Source organism: Microbacterium sp. EST19A (assembly GCF_019969685.1).
GTDB lineage: Bacteria > Actinomycetota > Actinomycetes > Actinomycetales > Microbacteriaceae > Microbacterium.
The window spans coordinates 297898-320591 of sequence record NZ_JAHXYZ010000001.1 but is presented as its reverse complement, the minus strand read 5'-3'; the positions used below and the strand labels follow the sequence as shown (position 1 = coordinate 320591).

The window sequence follows — 22694 nt, the reverse complement described above, 5'->3', positions numbered from 1 at the left end:
CTTCAGGCGAAGGTCTCGGCGAAGCGGCGGAGGAGGGCTGCGCCCTCGGTGACGGATGCCGAGAGCACCTGCCCCTGGACCTGGTCGAACTCGTCCGGGTCGAAGTATCCGGTGGTGCGATAGAACGTCATCCGGTCGGCGAAGTCGCGCGGGGTGGGCTCAGGGTGGAACTGCGCGGCATACAGATGCGTGCCCACGCGGTAGGCCTGCACCGGGCACACCTCGTTCGTCGCGAGCAGCACGGCGCCGGGCGGTGTGCTCGCCGCGCTCTCCTTATGGGCGGTGAACACCGTCAGAGCACGGCCACTGGGTCCGAAGACCGGATCGACGGCGCCCTCCGGAGTCGTGTCGATGACCGTAGCGCTGGCCGACTCGGGCATGTCGGTGACGACCTCGCCGCCCAGCATCCGGGTGACGACGCCGATGCTGAAGCAGGTGAAGAACACGGCGATCTCGCCGGCGATGGCGGAGTGTGCGAGAGCCTCGAGGTTCGCCTCGACCCGTTGCTGCACAGGCGACTTCGCCTCATCGCTCACGTTGAACGGCGACCCGCCGACGACGACACCTCGGTAACCCCGCAGGCGTGCGGGATCCAGCGGCTCCTGGAGCAGATCGAGACGGTCGACCACGTCGACGCCGAGCGCACGCCGGAAAGAGGCGTGCTCGGCATCCGCCGCCCCGGTCTCGGGTCGCACGCAGACGTAGAGAAGCGAGGCCATCAGGAGATTCTAACGAGCGTGAGAGGGCGCGCCGTCCGCGGTCGTCACCGGGAGGAATTCGCCGTGCGGCCGCGCACGATGCCCACGAAGGTGTCGACGTCGGGGGTGGTGCGCTCCCGCGGCCACACCAGCGCGACCGTCGAGTGCGGTCCGTCGACGAGCGGCCGGTGGTCAGCGTCCTTCCGACGGTGCAGACGGGCGAGAGACATCGGGACGACGACGATGCCCACGCCGGAGGCGGCCGTCGCGATCGCCTCGCTCGTCGGCAGCGGGGCGAACCTCGCAGGGAGCGTGCCGGGGAGTTCGAGCGCGTCGAGGGCGTCGTCGGTCAGCCCGATGACGACCTCGCCGGCGAGATCCGTCGTGGAGAGCTCGTCGACGGCCATCAGGTGGGAATCCGCCGCGGCGACCACCACCGGGATCTCGTCGTACAGCGTGATGATATGCAGCGTCGGATCGAGGAGCGGGAGACGGACGAGTGCCGCATCCAGGTCCTTGAGCGCGGCGTGCGTCGCGCGGGCCTCGATCGGCACGAGTTCGAGCGGGACGCGCGGCATCCGCTGCTTCCACGCATCGATCCACTTGCCGGGCGTCGCGCCGGGAACGACGCCGAGGCGGAACGTGCGCGGCTCCTCCGACTCGGTCGACGGGGCATCGAAGACGACCTTCTCGGAGGTCTTCGCGGTCTTGCGCGGAGGCTTCGGCGGCGGGAAGCGCTCGGCGGGGGCGGCCTTGTTCCGGCGCACCGGCGTCGGCTTGCCTGTGCCGCGTCCGGGTCGTCGTGCCTGCTTCGCCATGCCGTCCAGGCTACGCGCCCGCTGCCATCCGTCGTTGCACTCGGCGGAGGAGGCCGGCGGCGCCCGCGACGAGCAGCAGCACGCCGACCGTCAGGATCGCGATGGTGCCGATCGTGGCCGGGGTCAGGGAAGCCGTCCAGTCGGCGATGCCGGATCGACGGTCGTCGTCGGCGAGCAGCCACAGCGCGCTGGCGGCGACGGCGGCGAACAGGAGGCCCCAGACGATCGCGGCCCAGCGGGTGCGCGGCGGGGTGAGCTCTTCGGAGGTCGAGGTCGAGGTCGCGGTCGTGCTCGCGGTCGTGGAGGTCATCGTTCTTCGTCCTTCGGCTCGTAGATCGTGATCGTGACGGTGCCGCTGCCCTGGTCGATGGTGACCGGTTGCACGGTCGTCGTCGACGCGGTCTCCGACGTCAGCTTCTCGGTGACGGTGTGCACGTCGCCGTCGCCCTGGCCGCCCCAGGTGCCGCTGTCGATGATGGTGCCGGTCTCCATCTCGACCCGCACCCACTCCACGGTCGCGGTGTCGACGGTGGCGCGCAGGTCGAGCTCGACACCGGGATCCACGTAGATGAGAGTCGTTCCGGACCCCTTGTCGACCACGATCGGGCGGGTGCCGGCGTCGTGCTGGTTGAGGTTGATGTAGAGCTCACCGAACGGCTGCCGCACGTGCGCGGCCCGGTTGTTCGAGATCGACGCCCATCCGAGGCTCACGTCCTGGAAGGCGGAGAAGCCGCCGGCCACCAGGCCGCCCGCGAGGGTGAGCACGGTCGCGAAGGCGAGGAAGCCGCTCCGTCGGCGGAACGCCCCGGCCACGATCATCCCGACCGCGAGCACGAGTGCCGCGGAGAGCAGGCCGAGCGCTCCGCTCGTGCCGTCGCCGCCGCTCCGGAGTCCGACGACGGCTCCGGTCACGATCGCGAGGCCGATCACGGATGCGACGATCGCGAATCCGGCGCGGGGGTTGGCGGCGCGGCGGATGCGGCGACGCTCGGCCGCCTCTGCGGCGAACACGCCGGCCGCCGCCTGGCGCTCACGACGCAGCTCGTCTCGGGCCGCGCGCTCGGCATCCTGCTGGCGGCGACGCCAGGCCTGGTCCTGTTCCTTCCACGCGGTGTGCTGGGCCCGCCAGGCGGCGACGTCGGCCGGATCCTGGACGCCTGACGGCAGCGGTGCCGGGGGAGCAGGCGGAACCTCGGTGGTGACCGCGGCGGATGCGGACGGCGAGGACGGCGCGGCTGGCGCGGCCGGTGCGGCGTACGCGTCGACGGAAGTGGCGTCCGCCCCTTCAGCGGTACCCGAACCGCTGAAGGGGACGGACGCGGCCGGGGCCGCCGGATCTGCGGAAGCCATCGGCAGATCCGGCGCGGAAGCACCCGGGGTGCGGCTCGCAGCACGCACGATCAGGAAGAGCAGGCCGCCCACGATGACGAGGCCGACGATCCAGCTGAACAGGGCCAGGGCCGACCAGCTCTCATAGCCGAAGCCGAACAGTCGGCCGGTGAGCGGAGCGGTCGGGACGAGCCCCACGATCGCCATCCCGAGAATGCCGAGCTGCACGGGCTGGTAGTTCTGTCGCAGCAGGTCGCGGGCATGCACGCGGCCGTCGATGTCGGGCAGCAGGGCCCATGCGACCGCGTAGAGGAAGATCACCGGCAGGCCGAACAGGGCGGCGATCACGAGCACGCCGCGCACGATCAGCGGATCGATCCGCAGCCGGGCGGCGATGCCGGCGGCGACGCCGCCGAGCCATCCGTCGGAACGGGCGACGCCGAGACCGGCGACCCAGAGGAGGAAGCGCTCGGCGCCCTGCGGGGCGACCGGGCCCGGTGTGCCGGCGCCGGGATCGGCGTGGTCGGCAGGGGGCGGAGGCGCAGTCGGAATCGTCATGCTTCGATCCTGACGGCAGGCGTCCCTCTCCAGCTATGGGGGGAACCCCTGAGCGACCCCTGGTTCTGCACGGGGGAGGCCCCGGATCGCGCTCGCGGATGATTGGATGTCGACATGTCCTCTTCGGCGCCCGCTCCCGCGCGGACCTCTCCTGCAGAGGTGCCGCCGCGCCCGGCGCTGACCCGCGATCGCGACTGCCTCGTGTCCGGCGTGAGCGCCGGCCTCGCCCGCCACCTCGGCGCGAAGGTGTGGATGGTGCGGGCGCTCTTCGTCGCTCTCGCGCTCTGCGGCGGTGCCGGCATCCTGCTCTACGCCTGGTGCTGGACCTTCACGCCGTGGGCCGAGGGTGAGGGATCGCCGACGCGACGGATGCCGGTGGCCTGGATCCTGTTGGCCCCTGCCGTGCTCGGTGTGCTGCTCGTCGCTCTCGGGGGCCAGGGCGCGGATGAGGTGCGCGCGGAGATGCCGCCGGATGCCGCTGCCGTGGTGGTTTCCTCTGCCACGGTGGTTTCCGCGACCGTCGCTCTCGCCGCCGGTGCGGGGCTCTGGGCCACGCTCATCGACCGCACCGATACGGCCAGAGGACCGCGGCACACGGCGATTCTCCGCATCCTGTCGGTCCTGCTCCTCGCGGTGGTGTTCGGTCTGCTCCTCACGAGGCCCGTCGGCAGCGTGGCCCTCGTGCTGATCCCGCTCGCCGGTCTCCTCGCCGTCGTGTCGTCCACGCTGATCCCGCGCTGGCGCGAGCTCGCGGGCGAGCGCGTGCGCCGCATCCGTGAGGAGCAGCGCAGCGAGATGGCCGCGCATCTGCATGACTCGGTGCTGCAGACCCTCGCGCTGATCCAGAACAGGGCGGGGGCGTCGAGCGAGGCGGCCCGTCTCGCGAGGGCGCAGGAGCGCGAGCTGCGCGCCTGGCTGTACGACGGCGATGCCCCGGCGGACAGCGACCTCGCGACGGACCTGCGCGACTACGCCGGCGGGCTGGAGCTCGACTACCCGGTGCGGATCGAGGTCGTGTCCGCGGGCCTCTCCACGGAGCGGGCGAGCGGGGAGCTCGCCGCCGCAGCGCGTGAGGCGATGCTGAACGCCGCCCGCCATGCCGCCGGGGAGATCTCGGTGTACATCGAGGGGAGTGTCACCGACGTCGACGTCTTCGTGCGCGACCGCGGCCCCGGCTTCCGGCTCGACGACGTGCCGAGCGATCGTCTGGGCGTGCGCGAGTCGATCATCGGCCGGATGCGACGCGCAGGGGGCGCAGGCTCCGTGCGCAGCGACGAGAACGGCACCGAGGTGCATCTGCGCATCACGACCGGGCAGCGCGGCGGCAGCGGCCCACAGCCGGCGAATCCATCACAGGGCGAGGAGAGTGACCGTGGGTGACAGCATCCGGATCGTGATCGTCGACGACCACTCGATCTTCCGCTCGGGGCTCCGTGCCGACCTCGATGCGAGCGTGGACGTGGTCGGCGAGGCAGCGGACGTGCCGTCGGCGATCGCGGTCATCCGTGAGACTCAGCCCGACGTGGTGCTGCTCGACGTGCATCTTCCCGGCGGCAGCGGCGACGACTCGACCGGAGGGGAGTCGGTGATCCGCGGCTCGCTGCCGACGGCATCCCGCTTCCTGGCGCTGAGCGTGTCGGATGCCGCGGCCGACGTCGTGCGCGTCATCCGGGCCGGAGCCCGCGGGTACATCACGAAGGGCTCGTCCGGTGCCGAGGTGAGCGGTGCCGTGCACGCGGTGGCCGGCGGCGACGCGGTGTTCTCGCCACGGCTCGCCGGGTTCGTGCTCGATGCGTTCGGCGCGGTCGCGGGCGAGATCGCCACGGCGACCGACGAACTCGATCGGCTGTCGGCACGCGAGCAGGAGGTCATGCGCCTCATCGCCCGCGGATACGCCTACAAGGAGGTCGCGTCGGAGCTGTTCATCTCGATCAAGACGGTCGAGACGCACGTGTCATCCGTGCTGCGGAAGCTCCAGCTCTCGTCACGGCATGAACTCACCGTGTGGGCGTCGGAGCGACGCCTGCTCTGAGGGCAGGCGATCGCCGGGGGCCGCTCAGGCGGCGAGCCAGAGGCCCTTCGACGTCGTCGCGACGGTGAGACCGGCGGCGACCGTCTCGTCGTCGCCGATGCGGGCGCCGCGTACGATGCGGGCTCCGGCTCCGACCTCGGTGCGGACGCCGACGTGGGCGTTGTCGCCGATCGCTGCGCCCTGACCGATGTGCGCGTGGGCCTCGATGTGAGCTCCCTCGCCGATCACGGCGTCCGGTTCGATCCAGGCGCCGCGTGCGATCGTCGCCCCGGCGCCGATGCGCGCTCCCGGTTCGATGTACGCGCCGGCCTCGATGTGCGCCTTGGGGTGCACCTTCGCTCCGTGCGCGACGAGACCGCGGCCATTGGCGTGCTTGCGGTAACGCAGCGTCGCTCCCTGGTCGTTCTCGATGTCGACGTAGTTCTTGCCCACGATTCCTCCCGTGTTCCGGAGTTCCCCGGATATATCAACAACCACAGGAGGTGCGGATTCATTCCCGCGGATGGATGATGCTCAGCGCTGGCAGAACGGGCACCAGAACGTGACGCGTTCGCGGGTCGGATCGGCGCCGAGCTCGCCGCGCAGGATCCTCGTTCCACAGCGCCGACAGGGGCGCCCGGAGCGTCCGTACACCCACGCCGCCTGACCCGGCCGGTCGATGCCGGTGAAGGTGCGGGCGGAGCGATCGCGGTTGGCGCGGATCGTGCGGACCCCGAGGGAGAGGAGTGCGGCGACATCGACGTCGGGTGTCGGCGTGGTCGGCAGGATTCCCCGCAGGAACAGGAGTTCCGCGGCGTACTCGTTGCCGAATCCTGCGACGTTGCGCTGGTCGAGAAGGGCGACATGGATGCTGCGTGTGTCGGCGCCGAGACGGCGGATCGCCTCGGCGATGTCCCAGTCGTCGGCGAGCGGATCGGGCCCGAGATAGCCGACGAGCTGTTCTTCGTCGCGGGTCGGCACGACCTCGATCTCGGCGATGTCGACGCCGACGGCCTCGCGCTCGGCGGTGCCCACGATCGCTCGCACCTTGTACGCCGGATGCCGCCACTTCTCGCCGGGCTTGTAGACGAACCAGGCGCCGTCCATGCGCAGATGGGAATGAATCGTGGTGTCGCCGATGCGCAGCAGCAGATGCTTGCCGCGCGACACGGCGCCGTGCACCGGCTGACCGGTGAGGTCGACGGTCGCGAAGCGCGGAACCCGCAGGTCGAAGCGCGTGACCTCGCCGCCGGCCAGCGCCTCGTCGAGGCGCCGTGCCGTGCGGAAGACGGTATCGCCCTCGGGCATCAGGAGGCTCCGGGGCTGGTCGGGAGGGAGTGGGTGCCGGCGCCGGCCGCCGCGCCTGACGGCAGAGCGGTACGGGCGAGCATGTCGCGGGCGAGCATCGTGCTGCCCGCGACGGCCACCGGCATGACGACGACGGCGCCACCGGGGATGAGGAAGCACAACTGGGTCGCGACGCCGAACCCGAGCACGCGGGCGCGGCTGCCGGAGAACAGGGCGGCGCGATCGGCCGGCGACAGGTCGCGCGCGTCGAAGGCCCGGCCGGTGAGCTCGCGCGCGAGCAGCCGTCCGGTGAGGACCACACCCGCGACAGGCCCGAGGAATCCGCCGACGGCGGGGATGAGTCCGATGAACAGCACGAGGATCGCGATCAGGATGCCGAGCACGACGAGCCGCAGGCCCTCCGCCACCGTGGTCCAGAAGCCGCCGCCGTCCGCCGGCGGAGCATCGCCGAGTTGGACCTCGACCGCGTGCCAGATGCGCTGGTAGAACGGGTCGCCGATGGTCAGGGTCAACGCGGTGAACACGGCGCTGGCGAGGGCGAGCGACGCGACGACGACCACGAAGCCGACCGCGCCGCGGACCAGGCCCTTCCACGGCGCCGGCCATTCCTCGGCGAACGGCGTGATCCACGACGCGATCGTTCCCATGTTGAGCGCCAGGGGCAGCAGCACGGCTCCGAGCACGACGATCGTGATGATCGCGGGGATCAGGCCGAGGTTCATCAGCCCCGGGCGGGTGCGCCACAGTCCGAACCCGCGCAGCAGCGTGCGGATGCCGGCGGCGAACTCTCGGATCATGGCTCTCAGCGTAGGCGGTCCTCAGACCGCCTTGCGCAGGGTGTACCCGCGCGGGGTCGCCACGAAGCCCGCTTCCTGCAGGGCGACCGCCAGATCGGTGCCGTAGACGCCTTCGCCGTTGGTCTTCTCCACCGTGAGCGTGTCGAGGCGGCGGGCGCGGGCCGTCGCGGCGAGGTCGGAGGCGGCGGCGCGCAGCACGTCGCCGTCGTCGGTGAAGGAGATCACGGTGCGGCCGCCGCGCTCGAGGTACAGCACGAGCTCGCCGTCGACGAGCACGACCAGGCCGCCCGCCTTGCGCCCGGGGCGGTGCGACACGTCGTCGCGCTTGGGCCACCCGAGAGCCGCTCCGTACGGGTTGGCCGGGTCGGTCGCGGCGAGGGTGACGGCGTTCCGCGGGGGCGGGTCGTTGAGGCCGGCGTAGGTGCGCAGCCGGTCGACGGTGGCGGATGCCGCGAACTGCGCCGCCCCGAGGCGCTCGATCACGTAGCCGCGGCGGCAGTGCCCCGCCTCTTCGAAGCCGGCGAGCACGCGGTACGCCTGGGCGAAGCCGCCGGGCACGCCCTCGGACTGCACGGCGCCGCGCGTGACGACGCCGTAGCGGTCGAGCAGCAGGCCCGCCGTCACGGTCGCCCGGCGGGCGGCATCCGTCTCGATCGTGGGCAGCAGCGACCAGCGTCCGCCGATCGAGGTCGGGCGCGGGGCGGTGCGGGTGAGCGACATACCGCGATAGGTGCGGGCACGAGGTGCGCGACGCGTGACCTTGTGCGCCTGCGAACCGCCCGCGAGCAGGGAGCGGATCGGCGCGAACGTGTCGTTCGTGACATGCCCCGACCAGGTGAGACCCCACAGCGCCTCGAGCACCGACTGTTCGTTCTCGGCACCGGCCATCTCTTTCAGCTGCCCGGCGAAGTACGCGCCGCCCACCTGCAGCGCGGTGAGGATGCGCGCCTCCAGGGAGTCGGTCGCGATCTCGGTGTCGGGCTCGGGAAGGGTGAAGGGAGCGAGATCGGCCGGGTGCAGCGACACCCAGCCGTCGCGTCCGGGCAGCGTGCCGTGGCCCGACCAGATGACCTCGCCGGCCGTCGTCAGCTCGTCGAGCATGGTGGGGGAGTAGTCGCGCACCCGTGACGGCAGCACCAGCGACTCCCAGGCGCTCGCGGGGATCGGCACACCGGCGAACTGCTCGATCACCGTGAGCACCCCGTCGAGGCCCTCCAGCGGTCGGCCCAGGTGCTGCCACTCGGGCAGGAAGCGCGCATAGGCCTCGGGGGAGACCGGCTCGACGGATCCGCGGATCGCCGCGAGCGACCGCATCCGCAGACGCCGCAGCACCTCGGTGTCGCACCACTCGATGTCGGACCCGGAGCCCGCGGCCTCGGGCAGGAAGTACCCGCTCGTGAGCCGCCCGGAGTTCTCGAGGCGCTGAAGGGTGTGCCGCGCGACGGCCGAGCCGATGCCGAACCGGGAGGCGACGGCATCCGTCGTGAACGGTCCGTGGGTGCGCGCGTGCCGGGCGACGAGGTCGCCGAGCGGGTCGGCGATCGGCTCGAGGAAGGCGACGGGGATGCCGGTGGGGAGCGCCGCGCCCAGTGCGTCGCGGAGGCGTCCGGCGTCTTCGATCGCGGCGACCCGACTGACCCCGCCGATGGTCACGGGAATGGCGCGGCGGGCGGTGATCAGGTCGTCGCGGAGAGCGGATGCCGACGAGGTGACGGTCTCGGGATCGAGACGCGCGGCGACCTCGTCGGCGTCGAGCGGGCCGAGCATGCGCAGCAGGTCGGCGACGCCCTCGAGGCCGCGGGCGCGTCGCTCGGGGTCGAGACGCTGCGCCTCGCGCTCGAACTGCGCGATCACCTCGGGGTCGAGGAGCTCCCGCAGCTCGACCGTGCCGAGCAGCTCGCCGAGCAGCGCCGGGTCGACCGAGAGCGCTGCCGCCCGCCGCTCGGCAAGGGGGGAGTCGCCTTCGTACATGAACGCGCCGACGTAGCCGAACAGCAGATCGCGCGCGTACGGAGAGGGCTGACCGGGCTGCGTCTCGACGAGGCGGATGCGCCGGTCGGCGATCGAGGTCGCGAGCTTGCGCAGCGACGGGAGGTCGTAGACGTCTTGCAGCACCTCGCGGAGGGTCTCGAGGATCACCGGGAACGTCGGATGCCGCCGGGCGACCTCGAGCAGCTGCGCCGACCGTTGGCGCTGCTGCCAGAGCGGGCTGCGGCGGTTCGGGTTGGTGCGCGGCATGAGCAGCGCCCGCGCCGCGCACTCCCGGAAGCGCGAGGCGAACAGCGCGGAGCCGCCGACCTCCTGCGTGACCAGGACCTCGAGCTCATCGGGGTCGAAGACGAACAGCTCGGCACCGGGCGGCTCGGCCTCGGCATCCGGTATCCGCACGATGATGCCGTCGTCGCTCGCGACCGCCGAACCCTCGACGCCGAGGCGCTCGCGCATGCGGGCGTTGATCGCCAGCGCCCACGGTGCGTGCACCTTCATGCCGTACGGCGAATGCAGGATGACGCGCCAGTCGCCCACCTCGTCGTGACCACGCTCGACGGTGAGGGTGCGATCGGTCGGCAGGGTGCCCGTGGCCTCGCGCTGCTCGGTGAGGTGGGCCATCAGGTTGCCCCGCGCCTGCTCGTCGAGCCCGGCCTCGATGAGACGCTGCGCCGCCTTCTCGGGGGTGGCGGCGGCGACTTCGCGCGAGAATTTGCCGAGGGCCTCGCCGAGCTCGAACGGTCGTCCGATGCCGTCGCCGTGCCAGAACGGCACCTTGCCCGGCTGTCCGTAGGCGGGGATCACGTTGACCCGGTCGTGGGTGATCTCAGCGATCCGCCAGCTGGTGGTGCCGAGGGTGAAGACGTCGCCGACGCGCGACTCGTAGACCATCTCCTCGTCGAGCTCGCCGACGCGCCGGCCTGCGCCCTCGCCCGCGACGAAGACGCCGAAGAGTCCGCGGTCGGGGATCGTGCCGCCGCTGGTGACGGCGATGCGCTGGGCGCCCGGGCGGCCGGTGAGCGTGCCGGCGTCGCGGTCCCAGACGAGGCGCGGCCGGAGCTCGGCGAACTCGTCGGACGGGAAGCGACCGGCGAGCAGATCGAGCGTCGCCTCGTAGGCGGAGCGCGGCAGCGACTGGAAGGGTGCCGAGCGGCGGACCGTCTCGAACCACTCCTCGACGCTGATCGCGCCGAGCGCGCTCGCCGCGACGGTCTGCTGGGCGAGGATGTCGAGCGGATTGCGCGGCACCTGGATCGCCTCGATCCGCCCCGCCAGCATGCGCTCGGTGACGATCGCGGTGTGCAGCACGTCGCCGCGGTGCTTGGGGAAGAGGGCGGCGCGGCTGATCTCGCCGACCTGGTGGCCGGCACGGCCGACACGCTGCAGACCGGATGCCGCGGACGGCGGGGCTTCGACCTGGATCACGAGGTCGACGGCACCCATGTCGATGCCGAGCTCGAGGCTGCTGGTCGCCACGACGCAGCGCAGGACGCCCGACTTCAGCTCTTCTTCGACCTGTGCGCGCTGCTCTTTCGAGACCGAGCCGTGGTGCGCCTTCGCGAGAACGGGGTCTGCGCCGGCTGTCGCGCCGGCCTGGGCCATCATCGCGGCGGGTGATCCGACGGCGGCGGGGAGGGCTGCGCCGATGCGCTCGGAGTAGATCTCGTTGAGGCGCCCGGTCAGTCGCTCCGCCAGTCGGCGGGAGTTCGAGAACACGATGGTCGAGTTGTTCTCGAGGATGCGGTCGACGATCGCCTCTTCGACGTGCGGCCAGACGGAACCGGTGACCTCGGAGTACTCCGCGTCGGCAGGGTCGTCGGACTGAGCCGGCGCGCCGGGCGGCGGCGGGGGATTGGTCATGTCGTCCATCGGCACGACGACGGAGAGCTCGAACGTCTTGGATGCTGGGGGAGCGACGATGTCGACCGGCGCGGAACCGCCGAGGAAACGCGCGACCTCGTCGATCGGCCGCACGGTCGCCGACAGGCCGATGCGCTGGGCGGCGGTCTCGTTGCCGTGCGAGGCGCGGAGGGCGTCGAGCCGCTCCAGGCTCACCGCGAGATGAGCGCCGCGCTTCGTCGCGGCGACGGCGTGCACCTCGTCGATGATCACGGTGTGCACGTCGCGCAGGGTCTCGCCGGCGCGGCTCGTGAGCATCAGGTACAGCGACTCGGGAGTCGTGATGAGGATGTCGGGCGGGTCGGAGACGAGCTTGCGACGGTCGCTCGACGTGGTGTCGCCCGACCGCACGCCGACCGTGACCGAGGGAGCGGCCAGGCCGAGGCGTCGCGCGGACTGGCCAATGCCGATCAGCGGCGAGCGGAGGTTGCGCTCGACGTCGACGCCGAGCGCCTTCAGCGGCGAGATGTAGAGGATGCGGGTGCGCGACGCATCCTTCTTGGGTTTGTCGTCGTGGGTCTCGAGGCGCTCGCGGAAGACGCTGTCGATCGCCCAGAGGAACGCCGACAGGGTCTTGCCCGATCCGGTCGGCGCGACGACGAGCGCGTGCTTGCCCGCGGAGATCGCATCCCAGGCGCCGGCCTGGGCGGGGGTGGGCGCGGGGAACGCCCCCCGGAACCAGTCCTGCGTGGCCGGAGTGAAGCGCTCGAGCACATCCCCCATCCGTCCATCTTCCCCGAGACCACCGACATCGGGGCGGGATTGACGGAGTGCTCGACGGATGTCCGACCTGTGCGCGATGCTGAGGCCATGGCGACGCACACGACGAACTATCGCGAGACCTTCATCGAGGTCGCAGAGGACTGTCCGACCGACCACGCGGAAGAGCCGCCCGTGGCGGAGTCGCCGTCGATCGCCGCCCTGCATCACCGCCTGATCGCGGAAGAGCCGTACCGCCGCACCTCCGACGACGTCATCTTCGAGACGTATGCGCTCCGGCGGGGCATCGCGGTCGACGATGCGGCGGCCCGCGAGGAGTTCTTCTCGAAGGGGCAGCCCTGCCTGCGCTCCTCGCCCCTCGGCAAGCGCTACGGGTGGGGCACCCATCACGACGCCGAGGGCCGGGTGGCTCTGGTGCCGCGTGAATCCGCGCAGTACGAGCTGCTCGCGGCCGACCCCGCACTCGCGCACACGAGGGCGATGAGATCGAAGCGTCTGTGACCGGCGCCGTCAGAGCTGTACCCGCGCCGGTGCCCACGCGGTCGCGAAGGCGGCCCACATGATCGGCGAGTGACGCGGATCCCCGGTCGAGGTCCACAGCTCCCGCTGTTCGCGTTGCCACGTGCCCAGTGCGCTGATGGGGTCATCCGACTCGTGTGCCGCGTTCACGGTGACGATCGCCGCCGTCAGCATCTCCTCGGCCCGATCGTCGAGTCCGGGCACGAGACGACGCAGCCCCGCCTCGGTCGGCAGTGTCCAGCGCGTGGCGGTGACGAACTCGGCGCCGCGGTGCAGGAAGGCCGCCACGAGTCCGGTCGGCTCGGCGAAGCGCAGGTCCGTCCCCGAGTCGCACGCGATCAGCGCGACCCGGTTCGGCGCACGGAGGGGCGACAGGCCCCCGCCGCCCAGGGCGATCTCGGCGGCGGAGTACGGGCGGTGCGCACCGACGGGCGGGGTCGTGCCGGGCGCATCCGCTCCGTCCGACAGGTGGAGGCGCGCGTCCAGCGCGTGCGTCGAGGCCGTGACGTGGCCGACGTAGAGGAGCCTTCCGGCGTCGGTGAGAGCCTCCGCCAGGGCGAGCCGACCGATGTCCGATCGACGGAAGGCTTCGCCGGCCGGCATCCGTCGCGGTCCGAGGTCGGCGATCGCCGTCGCCAGAGGTGAGTCGGCACCGACGGGCCCGAGCACGCTCCCCAGCTCGCCGGTTGCGGAGAATCCGGGGACCACGGGATCCAGCACGGCGACCGCGGGCGACGACGCCGACCACGGAGACACCGCCCGCGACGGATCGTTCCGCAGGGTCGCGGGCAGCAGCACCGAGACGTCGGCCATGTCGATGGCCCGCTCCACGCCCGAGGTGCTCAGCAGCTCCCACGGCACCTGGGCGGTCGACGGCGACAGCTGCACGCGCAGGTGCGGCCGCAGGCCGGCCTGCTCGAGCGTGTTCAGCTCGGAGCCCAGCCACTGCGGCACCAGCACGGACGTCAGCAGCGCGGCGAGATGCTGCTCGCGCTCGAGATCGAACAGCACCCCGTCGGTGAGGGCGCGCTGCAGCGCCTGCAGCCCCGTCTCTCCGGGCAACGGAGACGGCAGGGCCCGTGCGAGTTCGTCGAGCACGGGCGTGACCTGCGCGCGCGGGACGATCGTCATCCGGGGCGAGCTGCGCTGATGCTCCCACACCCAGCTCACGATGAGGTCGTCGGCGTCGATGTAGCGCAGTCGTGCGGTCGGGCGGACGCCGTCCGGCAGATCCCGCAGCACGGCGTCGCCATCGGTCTGCGCCACCGGCATCGGTGCGCCGAGCTGCGGGACGTCACGCCAGTTGCCGCCGCTCACCACGACGCCACCACCGCAGATGAGCGCAGGGTCATCCCGTACTCGGCCTCCGCCGCCGTGATCCAGCCGTCGAGCACGGGGGCCGCCCCGGGTATCGCGACCACACGCGGCGGTGCCGTGAAGCGGACGGATGCCGTCGTCGACGCGCCCCCTCCGAGCCCGGCGGCTGCGGCCGGCAGTTCATCGAGATCGGCACCCGACTCCGTGTGATCGGCGCGGGCCGCGGGCGCCTCGAACGGCAGCAGCGCACCGACGGCAGGTTCGGCGCCGAGGGAATCGGCGACAGCCTGCAGCGTGACCGCGGCCGCCGCGTTCTCCACGAGCTCGAACAGCAGGGTCGCGTCGCCGAGAGTGCGGGCGAGCCGGAAAGCCAGCTCGCGCGCGGGGGCCGCGACCTGCAGACTCCAGCGCTCGCGGGTGCCGCCGGGTGCGAAGCCGTCGCGGAGCGCCTCGGTGACGAGCAGCACGGGGACCGCGAGGTCTCTGGCCTTCTCCAGCCGCTGCATCCGCGAGCGCGAGGTGATCGACATGGCCGCCCACTCGGCGTGCATCTCGGCGCGCCGCAGGTTCACCCTCGCCCGCTCGCCCGGGGAGCGCGCGAGGTCGAGAGCCGCCCGGTAGGCCTCGTCGGCGGCGGGGTAGCGGTGCCGCGCCGACTCGGCGTCGCCCAGGAAGGCCTGTGCTTCGAGGCGCTCGTGCACGGCGGCATCCTGATCGAGGTCGGCCAGGAGGATGCGTAGGGTCTTCGCCGCGGCCCCGGCGCGGCCGGACTGCAGGAGCGCGGCGGCGAGGCCCGTGCGGCTCGCGGCGAGACGGGTCTTCAGCCCGATCTGGTCGGCGAGTTCGGCGGCTTCGCGGAAGCCGGCCTCGGCCTCACGATGCCGTCCTTCCTGCATCGCCGCGCGCGCGAGGTTCTCGACCGCGAGCTGTCGACTGGTGGCATCTCCGCCGAGCGCCTGCGCCTGCTGGGCGAGCTGCAGATACTCCCGGGCGGCGGCGGCGTCGCCGGTGCGCTGCGCGATCACGCCGAGGTTCGCATAGGCGTGGCCGGACAGTTCCGGACCGACCGTGACGGCGATCGCCAGGCCGCGCTGCGCCTCGTCCTCTGCCTCCTGCAGGCGCCCGGTCATGATCAGCACCGCGGTCCGCGCGTTGTGCACGGCGAAGGCGAGCAGTTCGCGCTGATCGATGTCGGAGGCTTTCCCGAGCCGGTGCTCGGCGTCGGCGATGCCGGCGAGTGCGTCGTCGAGCCGGTCCATGAGCGTCAGGGTCTGCGCGCGCGCCAGCATCCCGTTGATCTGCACGGTGCGGGTCGCGCGTTCGTCGCCGATCAGGGCGATCGCCGCGGATGCCGCATCGAGTCCCTCGTCGGTGACGCGGAGCGCTTCGACGAGGTCGCCGGTGAACTCGTGCCCGGCGGCGAGGTTGAGCAGGGCCCTGGCACGCAGGTCGAGCCCCTCGCCGTCGACGTCGGGCACGCGGGTCAGCGCGACCGCCTGCCGCAGCCTCCCCATGGCCTCGTCGATGCGCCCGGTGTGCAGCATCATCGCGGCCTCGTTGTTGATGTCGCGGCCGCCCCGCCAGCGGGCGGTCGCAGGGATCCGTCCGCGCACGGCGCTCGGCGGGCGCTGCTCCGGGCCGGTCGCGGGGTCGGTCACCGCGCTGCTCCGGCGGCCCGCTCGGCGAGCGAGGCGTGCGGCGCGTGCAGGCGGAGCGTCGCGAACTGCAGGGTGCGCTCCCGGTCGTCGGCGCTCTCGGGGGCACCGGGCGACGGCGCCAGCACGGGATCGCGCACCCAGAGCGTGCGTTCGTGCGCGGGGAGGAAGACGAGGGATGCCACGACCACGGCCTCGCCCTCGAACCGGTCGGCCACCCGCGCGAGCGCGACCTCCACAGCGGTGTCGCCCGGACCGAACCGCGCCCGCAGCGACTCGGTCGTCGCACGATCGACAGCCGGGACCTCCACACGCAGGGTCGTGCCGCCGCCCCGCTGTCGGAGCGACCAGCGAGCTTCGCCCTCGGCATCCACCGTCTGCGCCGGAACGTCCGTCCACCGGATCGGCGCGGTCCCGGACGCGACCTCGATCCCCGCAGGGGAAGGTCCCGCGCCCCCGGCGGCGAGGGCCCACTCCGCGCGCCTCGTCGTCGCGGGCAGCAGGTCGACGCCGTGGTCATCGGCCAGCTCGGCCAGCGCGCCGGACAGCTCCGCACCTTCGGCCGCGAGCACCTCGGAGAGGGCGGCGAGGGCAGTGCCGGCATCCGCCGCATCCTGCAGCGCACGCTCGACGGCGTCGTCATCGTCGAGGAGATGCGAGACCGTGTGGCTCGCCACGGCGACCTCGGCCGCGAGCAGCGCGGGATCGAGCGCCGGGATGCGCGCACCCGCCGGCCACCAGGCCCTCGCCCACGCCAGGTGCCCGAGTCGGAGCACGGCGTCGACGAGTCGCGGGTCATCCGGATCGACGTCGACGGCGGCGGCGTCGCCGCCCGCCCGCACGGCATCGGAGACGGCCGCCCCGTAGATGTCGGCGAGCCAGCCCGACGCGGCCGCGACGTCGTCGATGTCGGCGTCGGGAGACGCGACGCCCGCCGTCGGATCCCAGTGCAGCAGCGCGCCCGAAGCCTCGACGATCGCGGTCAGGAACGGCGCACCCTGCGGAGTGCCGAGGCCCGTGGAGATGTGCGCGACGCCGTCTCGCACCCGGATCAGCGTGCTCATGCGGCCTCCGATCCTGCGGACTCCCGCGCGCCGCGGCCCATCGCCATCTTCAGCCGCTGGCGCTGATCCATCACGACCGAGCGCAGCACCCCATCGAGCAGATCCCAGAGGTCGTCGGCGGTGATCGTCTGCTCCCGCAGCTCGCGGCCGTGCAGGCGCACCCAGAGCCGCCGCAGATATCCGCGGCGCACGTCGCGGACGTCCGAGACGACGGATGCCGGAACCCCGCTGAGCTCCACCGGAAGCCGCAACGCCCGGCGGACGTACGCTTCGCGCCGCCAGCGGGCGGCCAGCTGTCGATGAGCCGCCGTCGGATGCCGGGAGTCGATGCCCGCCTCCGACGCGTCGAGCGCGCGGCTCGCCTCGACGCCGAGGACCAGCGCGACGCGGCTCTCCTCCTCGCCGAGCTCCCAGCCCCGTGCCGAGCGGAGGATCTCCTCCTCGACGAGGCAATGGGCGTCCACGCCGAGGTCGGGTGCCGCGCCGCCGGAGAGCGCCGCGAACAGCCGCTCGAAGATCGACCGGTCGAACGGCAGCGGCAGGTCGCGCTTCGACGCCGTCCCGCCCAGCGCCGGCGGCCCGGGCACCGCGTCGAGCGTCAGCCCCAGCGCACGGGCGGCGCCGTCATCGTCGAGGGAGGATGCGGCCGCGGTGCCGGCATCCGTCTCCACGAGGGCGGCGAAGGCGAGTCCGGGGCCGGCCTGCGTGCAGGCCTCGAGCGCATCGGCGATCGCGTCGTGAGACGGCGGCGTCCCCGCGACGCGGGACTCCCGTCGCAGCCAGGCACCCGCGAGCTCGGCGTCCAGACGCGCGGACTGCTCGTCGTCGTGCAGCAGCAGCCGCACCTGGGCGAGCAGCGAGTCGCCGGAGGCCCGCGCGATCTCGGACACGACCTCGGTCGCCACGGCATCCGCATCGGCGCTCGGCGCTCCCGCGAGACGGGCCAGCTCGTAGCACCGCTGGAAGTACTTCTCCTGGGGGTTGCCGTCGGTGATGCGCAGGCGCCTGCGGGCGGCCTTCAGCTCCAGGAACCAGGCGGATGCCGCGGCGAGCTCGTCGCGCGCCGACCGGATGCGGTCACGGAGCTCATCGGCCGCCGCCGCGGTCAAGGCGCCTCCGGCCAATCCGGGATTCTGCACCGGCCGGATCACCAGCGGGTCGAGGATCAGCTTCATCGTGCGCGCCAGCGGACGGCCCGAGCCGTTGCTGAACGGGGCGACGCCATCGCCGAGCTCCTGCCACGCCTGGGCGATCACCTGCGCACGTGGATACAGCGCCGCCACCGCGACGACGTCGGGGCTCGCAGGTGTGAGCTCGGCAGGCGCACTCATGCCGCCAGCCTATAGAGGGTGGATGAGGTCGAGTGCGAGCCGGGGAACCCGTGATCGGGAGATCTCACGGTCGCGCGATCCTGGCGGCATGAACATCAACGAGACGCGAGGGTACGTGCTGAACGGCACGACGGTCCTGCCGCTGCAGTCGACGTCGCCTCCGACGCGAGGGCCGCGGGATCCGCGCAAGGTGCGCCGGCGCATCCGGATGCGCTTCCTCGGCTTCTTCCTCGCGCCGGTGATCGTCGGAGGAGGGATCTTCCTCGCGACGTGGATCCTCACACCGCCGACTCGCGATGTCGAGATCCTGCCGGGTTCGGCGATCGTCAGCATCGACGAGCAGGACGTGGCGGTCGTCGTCTACGCCGACACGTCGCGCCCCGGTATGTTCGAGCCGCTCTTCCAGACCAGGGCGACGGCGATCCGCCTCACGGACGGCAAGGCCCTGTGGGACCAGCGGCTGAACGAGGACCTCGCGAACGAGGCGATCGCCCTGGCCGGCGACTCGTCGCGGGTCTACGTCGGCACCGACGACGGTCTCGTCATCCTCGACGCGGCGACCGGTGCGATCGAGGCGCAGGGCACCGGCATCGCCGGGCTCGGTGCGGATGCCGTGCTCTCGGCATCCGCCTACGGCTACGACTCCGAGGCGAACGCGGTGGTCGCGCTCGCCGCGACCGGAGGATTCGTGCAGATCCCACTGGGTTCGCTCGAGGCGCAGCCGGCGGATGCCGCGGTGGCGAGCCGCTGGCAGGGCACGTTGAGCGCGTCGGCGTTCCTCGACACGAGCACGCTCACGCGGCTCGTCGACACCGCGATCGCACCGGATGGCACGACGTTCGCCATCGAGCCGGTCTCCGAGGCGGTCGGACGCGACGCGCTCGTGATCTCCTCGCCCGATCGGACGACGGTGAGCCGCACCGACCTCGTCGACGCCGAGATCCTCCCGGCGTCCGGCCTGGAGCCGCAGCTCGGCCTCATGCTCGACAGCGGCCAGTTCCTGGAGGGCGATTTCACCGGGATCGACGCCGACGACATCGAGGCTCTGCTCGAAGCGGCGAGCCGGATGACCGGAGAGACCGTTCTCGCGCCCGCGGCATCCGGCAGCGGATTCCTGCTCGTGCAGCACCGCGAATCGGTGAACGCCGACCGCACCCTGCTCAGCAGCGTCGAGATCGCGACCGGCCGCCTCGTCGACACGGTCGAGATGCAGACGGATGCCGTCCGCGCGATGACGGGACCATCGGGGACGACGGCGGTGATCGCCGCCGCCCCCGATTCCTGGTTCCCGAACACCCTGCTCGTGCTCGAAGAGGACGGTGCCCTGCGCGAGGTCGCCGTCGGCGTCGTGCCCTGGTGGGTGGCTCCGCTGCGCTAGAGCTCCCGCAGCGAGCCCTCGGCGTCGATCTCGAGAGTGAGATCGAGGTCGAGCCGTGCCAGGAACGCGTCGTCGTGGCTCACGACGAGCACGGCTCCGCGATACGCGCGGAGCGCCTCGACCAGCTGGTCGACCGTGTCGATGTCGAGGTTGTTCGTCGGTTCGTCCAGCACCACGAGGTGCGGTGGCGGATCCGAGAGCAGCAGCTTCGCCAGAGCGACGCGGAACCGCTCGCCGCCGGAGAGCGCCGACACCGGACGATCAGCCGTCGCCCCGCGGATGAGGAACCGGGCGAGCCGGTTGCGCAGCTCCTTCTCCGGAACCTGCGGGGCGGCATCCGCGATGTTCTCGAACACCGAGCGTTCGGCGTCCAGGCCGTCGATCCGCTGCGGCAGGTAGCCGATCCGGTCGGTGAGGGCCTCGGCGACGAGCGTCGATCCGACCGTCGGTCCGGAGGAACCGCGCACCAGACGCTCCAGCAGAGTCGTCTTGCCCGCTCCGTTCCGCCCGACCAGCGCGACGCGCTCGGGACCCTGGAGCACCCAGGCCCGCTCGTCGTCGCCGAGCATCGCGATGCGTCGCGAGCGGGAGACCTGCGGATCCGGCAGCTCGATCTTCATCGACGCGTCCGAGCGCACGCGGCGTCCGGCTTCGTCGAGGCTCGCTCGTGCGGCATCCTCCTTCGCGCCGACCTCGGTGCGCAGCTTGCCCGCCGACACCTCGGCCTCCATCCTGCGACCGTGCGCGATGATCTTCGGGACCCGCTTCTCGAGCTCGGCCTTCCTGGCCGTCCGCGCCCGATGCGAGAGCTTGATCTCGGCCTCGATGCGCTGACGCTTCTCCTTGCGGAACGCCTGCGCGGCGGTGGCCTCGGCCTGCTTCGCGGCATCCTGCTCGGCGTCCAGCCAGGCACGCCACTCGGAGTACGGGCCTCCGAAGACGCTCAGCGTCTGCGCGTACAGCTCGGCGGTGTCGTCCATGAGCTCGAGCAGGGACAGGTCGTGACTGACGACGATGAGCGTGCCCTTCCAGGCCTGCACCATCGCACCCAGCTTCGCCCTGGCGTCGCGGTCGAGGTTGTTGGTCGGCTCGTCGAGGAGCGTGATCGGCGCACGACGCAGGCGGATGCCGGCGATCGCGACCAGGACGGCCTCGCCGCCGGAGAGCGCGCCGACTGTGCGGTCGAGGAAGTCCGGGGCGAGCCCGGCCTCCGCGAGCGACGCCTCGGCGCGCGCCTCGATGTCCCAGTCGTCGCCGACCGCGTCGAACTGCGCCGGGTCGACGTCGCCGGCGCTGATCGCGCGCACCGCGTCGAGCGCCTCGGACACGCCGAGGAGCTCTGCGACGCGGCGATCGACGTCGAGCGTCAGCTGCTGCGGCAGGTACGCGACCTCGCCGGATGCCGCGACGAACCCGGACGTCGGTTCGAGTTCGCCGGCCATCAGGCGCAGCAGCGTGGACTTGCCGGCGCCGTTGCGTCCGACGAGGCCGGTGCGACCGGAGCCGAACGCCCCGGAGAGGCCGTCGAGCGCGGTGGAGCCGTCCGGCCAGGTGAAGGTGAGCCGGTCGAGAATGACCGACGCGTGAAGGGTGGGTTGTGACATGGGGTGTCTCCTGTCGAGTGCGAGGGTGCACTGACACCGGGACCTCGGTCACGAGCCATGAGGGGTCGGAGCGGAGGCGGGGTCTGCCGTGGAGTCGGCGATCGTCGGGTCAGCGCGCGGAAAGAGGAGCGCGGAGGCGACGGATCAGATCAAAGGACTTCCAGACACGGCGGACAGGACGCATCGACGATACCCGGGCGTGTCGCGACGCGCAACCCCGGGCGTGTCGCGGGGTCAGCCCTTCTCGATCCCCTCGAGCCACTTCGTGAGGAACAGCCGCACATCGGCGAGCTCCTCTTCGGAGATGCTGTGCGTGAGGCCCGTGTAGACCCGGCCGGAGAGCTCGGAATGGTCGGGCAGCCACTGCGCCGTGTGGTCGATCAGCGCGGGAGGGATGACGTCGTCGTTCGTGCCGCGGCCCCAGAAGACGGCAGGCCGGAGCTCGCGCAGTTCCTCGTCACGAGGCAGATCGCCGGGCGACGCGTACCCGCTCAGCGCGACGACCGCCCCGAAGCGCTCGGGAGCGAGGCGGAGGGCCTGGAGGGCGACCGCCGCACCCTGGGAGAAGCCGAGCAGCGCGATCGACGGCGCCTCACCGGCCGCGGCATCGAGCCAGCGGAGGAAGGAGTCGGCGGCGCCGGTCACCGCGTCGGGGCTGCGGCCGTCGAGACCCTCGATCGGGTACCAGGAGCGCCCCGGCATCGGCCACGGCGGTGCCAGCGGGGCGGCGACGGATGCCACGGCGATGCCCTCGGGAAGGTAGGGGACCAGGCCGAACAGGTCGTGCTCGTCGGCGCCGTAGCCGTGCAGCAGCACGAGCAGCGGCATCCGTCCTCTGTCGGTGGACGACCATCTGGTTGCCGCATCGTCGATCGTCAGGTTCTCGCTCACACCGATATCCTGCCAGCGGATGCCGACACGTCGACCCCGGACGGTCAGGCGCGGCTGGTAGAAAGGACACATGTCCGTCCGTACACCTGATCCCGACCCGGAACCCGAAGACGACGGTCTCGGCGCGTTCCGCGATGCGAATCCCTCGGCGCCCGGCTCGAATCCCGGGTGGCTGAGCGACATCGAGCTCGAAGAGGCGCGGCGGCATCTGCCGATGCTCTACGTCGAGGCGATCCCGGTGCGCACCGACGGGTCCGGCCAGGTCACCGAGGTCGGCATCCTGCTGCGGTCCACGCCGATGGGTGAGATGACCCGCACGATCGTGTCGGGTCGCGTCCGCTTCGGCGAGACCATCCGCGACGCCCTCTTCCGCCACGTCGAGAACGACCTCGGACCGATGGCGTTCCCGCTGCTGCCACCGCAGCCGCTGCCGTTCACGGTGGCCGAGTACTTCCCGATGCCTGGTCTCAGCGCCTACCACGACGACCGCCAGCACGCGGTGTCGCTGGCGTTCGTGGTGCCGGTGACGGGCACCTGCGAACCTCGGCAGGACGCGCTCGAGGTGACCTGGTTCCCGCCCGAGGCCGCCGCATCCGACGCGGTCGCCGCCGAGATGGAGGGCGGCCGCGGCACGCTCATCCGCCTGGCCCTCGCGAACCTCGGACTGCTGCGCTAGCGATTCCCGACCGGCGCCGCGGCGCCGGCATCCATGCCTCTGGACGTGGCTCTGGACGGGTCTCTCGAAGGATGTCGAGAGACCCCGCTCCACAGGCGACTCTTGCGTTGGCTGAACTAATGGGCTAGAAAG

At 72.1% G+C, this 22694-nt stretch carries 19 protein-coding genes; 5 read left to right on the top strand and 14 right to left on the bottom strand.

Annotation, left to right across the window (positions count from 1 at the left end; all coding sequences use genetic code 11):
- Window positions 1-2: 2 nt before the first annotated feature.
- From LC452_RS01670 to LC452_RS01655, 4 genes are read right to left on the bottom strand one after another with little or no spacing between them, the layout of a single operon-like run.
- Window positions 3-719 (bottom strand): GMP synthase, encoded by a 717-nt coding sequence (locus LC452_RS01670; protein WP_223622284.1) that lies wholly within the window; start codon window positions 717-719, stop codon window positions 3-5.
- 44 nt (window positions 720-763) lie between these two features.
- Complete coding sequence (locus LC452_RS01665) at window positions 764-1516, bottom strand: LysR substrate-binding domain-containing protein (protein ID WP_223622283.1); 753 nt, start codon at window positions 1514-1516, stop codon at window positions 764-766.
- Window positions 1517-1526: 10 nt separating this feature from the next.
- A complete protein-coding gene (locus tag LC452_RS01660) occupies window positions 1527-1826 on the bottom strand; it encodes a hypothetical protein (RefSeq protein ID WP_223622282.1) in 300 nt (99 codons plus the stop codon).
- The gene (locus LC452_RS01655; RefSeq protein ID WP_223622281.1) at window positions 1823-3403 is read right to left on the bottom strand and encodes a PspC domain-containing protein; all 1581 of its coding nucleotides are present in this window, start codon (window positions 3401-3403) and stop codon (window positions 1823-1825) included. The genes LC452_RS01660 and LC452_RS01655 overlap by 4 nt, the downstream gene beginning before the upstream one ends.
- 114 nt (window positions 3404-3517) lie before the next feature.
- Between LC452_RS01655 and LC452_RS01650 the strand changes: the two genes are divergently transcribed.
- Both LC452_RS01650 and LC452_RS01645 read left to right on the top strand, forming a co-directional pair.
- Window positions 3518-4783 (top strand): ATP-binding protein, encoded by a 1266-nt coding sequence (locus LC452_RS01650; protein WP_223622280.1) that lies wholly within the window; start codon window positions 3518-3520, stop codon window positions 4781-4783.
- Window positions 4776-5435 carry a response regulator transcription factor gene (locus LC452_RS01645; protein WP_223622279.1) on the top strand — a complete coding sequence of 220 codons (660 nt, stop codon included), beginning with the start codon at window positions 4776-4778 and terminating at the stop codon, window positions 5433-5435. The genes LC452_RS01650 and LC452_RS01645 overlap by 8 nt, the downstream gene beginning before the upstream one ends.
- A gap of 24 nt (window positions 5436-5459) precedes the next feature.
- Here the strand turns inward: LC452_RS01645 and LC452_RS01640 are convergent, their stop codons facing one another.
- The 4 genes from LC452_RS01640 to LC452_RS01625 form a co-directional block, all read right to left on the bottom strand.
- A complete protein-coding gene (locus LC452_RS01640) occupies window positions 5460-5867 on the bottom strand; it encodes a DapH/DapD/GlmU-related protein (RefSeq protein ID WP_223622278.1) in 408 nt (135 codons plus the stop codon).
- Window positions 5868-5948: 81 nt separating this feature from the next.
- Complete coding sequence (locus tag LC452_RS01635; RefSeq protein WP_223622277.1) at window positions 5949-6722, bottom strand: DNA-formamidopyrimidine glycosylase family protein; 774 nt, start codon at window positions 6720-6722, stop codon at window positions 5949-5951.
- The gene (locus LC452_RS01630; RefSeq protein WP_223622276.1) at window positions 6722-7519 is read right to left on the bottom strand and encodes an EI24 domain-containing protein; all 798 of its coding nucleotides are present in this window, start codon (window positions 7517-7519) and stop codon (window positions 6722-6724) included. Before LC452_RS01630 ends, LC452_RS01635 begins: the two co-directional genes overlap by 1 nt.
- A gap of 21 nt (window positions 7520-7540) precedes the next feature.
- Window positions 7541-12130 carry an ATP-dependent helicase gene (locus LC452_RS01625; RefSeq protein ID WP_223622275.1) on the bottom strand — a complete coding sequence of 1530 codons (4590 nt, stop codon included), beginning with the start codon at window positions 12128-12130 and terminating at the stop codon, window positions 7541-7543.
- 87 nt (window positions 12131-12217) lie between these two features.
- Between LC452_RS01625 and LC452_RS01620 the strand changes: the two genes are divergently transcribed.
- On the top strand, window positions 12218-12628 hold the full coding sequence (locus tag LC452_RS01620) for a DUF6157 family protein (protein ID WP_223622274.1): 411 nt from the start codon (window positions 12218-12220) through the stop codon (window positions 12626-12628).
- 9 nt (window positions 12629-12637) lie between these two features.
- Here LC452_RS01620 and LC452_RS01615 read toward each other — a convergent pair whose 3' ends face one another.
- The 4 genes from LC452_RS01615 to LC452_RS01600 are packed head-to-tail and all read right to left on the bottom strand — an operon-like array spanning window position 12638 to window position 18013.
- A complete protein-coding gene (locus tag LC452_RS01615) occupies window positions 12638-13963 on the bottom strand; it encodes a CHAT domain-containing protein (RefSeq protein WP_223622273.1) in 1326 nt (441 codons plus the stop codon).
- Window positions 13960-15621, bottom strand: a complete 1662-nt coding sequence (locus LC452_RS01610) for a hypothetical protein (RefSeq protein ID WP_223622272.1) — start codon at window positions 15619-15621, stop codon at window positions 13960-13962. Before LC452_RS01610 ends, LC452_RS01615 begins: the two co-directional genes overlap by 4 nt.
- Window positions 15618-16682: a hypothetical protein gene (locus tag LC452_RS01605; RefSeq protein ID WP_223622271.1), complete on the bottom strand. Its 1065-nt coding sequence runs from the start codon at window positions 16680-16682 to the stop codon at window positions 15618-15620. Before LC452_RS01605 ends, LC452_RS01610 begins: the two co-directional genes overlap by 4 nt.
- A complete protein-coding gene (locus LC452_RS01600; protein ID WP_223622270.1) occupies window positions 16679-18013 on the bottom strand; it encodes a hypothetical protein in 1335 nt (444 codons plus the stop codon). Before LC452_RS01600 ends, LC452_RS01605 begins: the two co-directional genes overlap by 4 nt.
- 88 nt (window positions 18014-18101) lie before the next feature.
- On the opposite strand from LC452_RS01600, the gene LC452_RS01595 reads away from it, so the two are divergent.
- Window positions 18102-19391 carry a PA2928 family protein gene (locus tag LC452_RS01595; RefSeq protein ID WP_223622269.1) on the top strand — a complete coding sequence of 430 codons (1290 nt, stop codon included), beginning with the start codon at window positions 18102-18104 and terminating at the stop codon, window positions 19389-19391.
- On the opposite strand, the gene LC452_RS01590 is transcribed toward LC452_RS01595, so the two are convergent.
- Entirely contained in the window at window positions 19388-20995 is a 1608-nt protein-coding gene (locus tag LC452_RS01590; RefSeq protein WP_223622268.1) for an ABC-F family ATP-binding cassette domain-containing protein, read from the bottom strand. The genes LC452_RS01595 and LC452_RS01590 overlap by 4 nt on opposite strands.
- 234 nt (window positions 20996-21229) lie before the next feature.
- A complete protein-coding gene (locus tag LC452_RS01585) occupies window positions 21230-21886 on the bottom strand; it encodes an alpha/beta hydrolase (protein ID WP_223622267.1) in 657 nt (218 codons plus the stop codon).
- 70 nt (window positions 21887-21956) lie between these two features.
- On the opposite strand from LC452_RS01585, the gene LC452_RS01580 reads away from it, so the two are divergent.
- A complete protein-coding gene (locus tag LC452_RS01580; RefSeq protein ID WP_223622266.1) occupies window positions 21957-22562 on the top strand; it encodes a DUF4916 domain-containing protein in 606 nt (201 codons plus the stop codon).
- The last annotated feature ends 132 nt before the right edge of the window (window positions 22563-22694 follow it).

Coding starts and splice junctions, on each gene's coding strand:
- LC452_RS01670 (WP_223622284.1), bottom strand. CDS start 719: ATGGCCTCGCTTCTCTACGTCTGCGTGCGACCCGAGACCGGGGCGGCG.
- LC452_RS01665 (WP_223622283.1), bottom strand. CDS start 1,516: ATGGCGAAGCAGGCACGACGACCCGGACGCGGCACAGGCAAGCCGACG.
- LC452_RS01660 (WP_223622282.1), bottom strand. CDS start 1,826: ATGACCTCCACGACCGCGAGCACGACCGCGACCTCGACCTCGACCTCC.
- LC452_RS01655 (WP_223622281.1), bottom strand. CDS start 3,403: ATGACGATTCCGACTGCGCCTCCGCCCCCTGCCGACCACGCCGATCCC.
- LC452_RS01650 (WP_223622280.1), top strand. CDS start 3,518: ATGTCCTCTTCGGCGCCCGCTCCCGCGCGGACCTCTCCTGCAGAGGTG.
- LC452_RS01635 (WP_223622277.1), bottom strand. CDS start 6,722: ATGCCCGAGGGCGATACCGTCTTCCGCACGGCACGGCGCCTCGACGAG.
- LC452_RS01630 (WP_223622276.1), bottom strand. CDS start 7,519: ATGATCCGAGAGTTCGCCGCCGGCATCCGCACGCTGCTGCGCGGGTTC.
- LC452_RS01625 (WP_223622275.1), bottom strand. CDS start 12,130: ATGGGGGATGTGCTCGAGCGCTTCACTCCGGCCACGCAGGACTGGTTC.
- LC452_RS01620 (WP_223622274.1), top strand. CDS start 12,218: ATGGCGACGCACACGACGAACTATCGCGAGACCTTCATCGAGGTCGCA.
- LC452_RS01605 (WP_223622271.1), bottom strand. CDS start 16,682: ATGAGCACGCTGATCCGGGTGCGAGACGGCGTCGCGCACATCTCCACG.
- LC452_RS01600 (WP_223622270.1), bottom strand. CDS start 18,013: ATGAGTGCGCCTGCCGAGCTCACACCTGCGAGCCCCGACGTCGTCGCG.
- LC452_RS01595 (WP_223622269.1), top strand. CDS start 18,102: ATGAACATCAACGAGACGCGAGGGTACGTGCTGAACGGCACGACGGTC.
- LC452_RS01590 (WP_223622268.1), bottom strand. CDS start 20,995: ATGTCACAACCCACCCTTCACGCGTCGGTCATTCTCGACCGGCTCACC.
- LC452_RS01580 (WP_223622266.1), top strand. CDS start 21,957: ATGTCCGTCCGTACACCTGATCCCGACCCGGAACCCGAAGACGACGGT.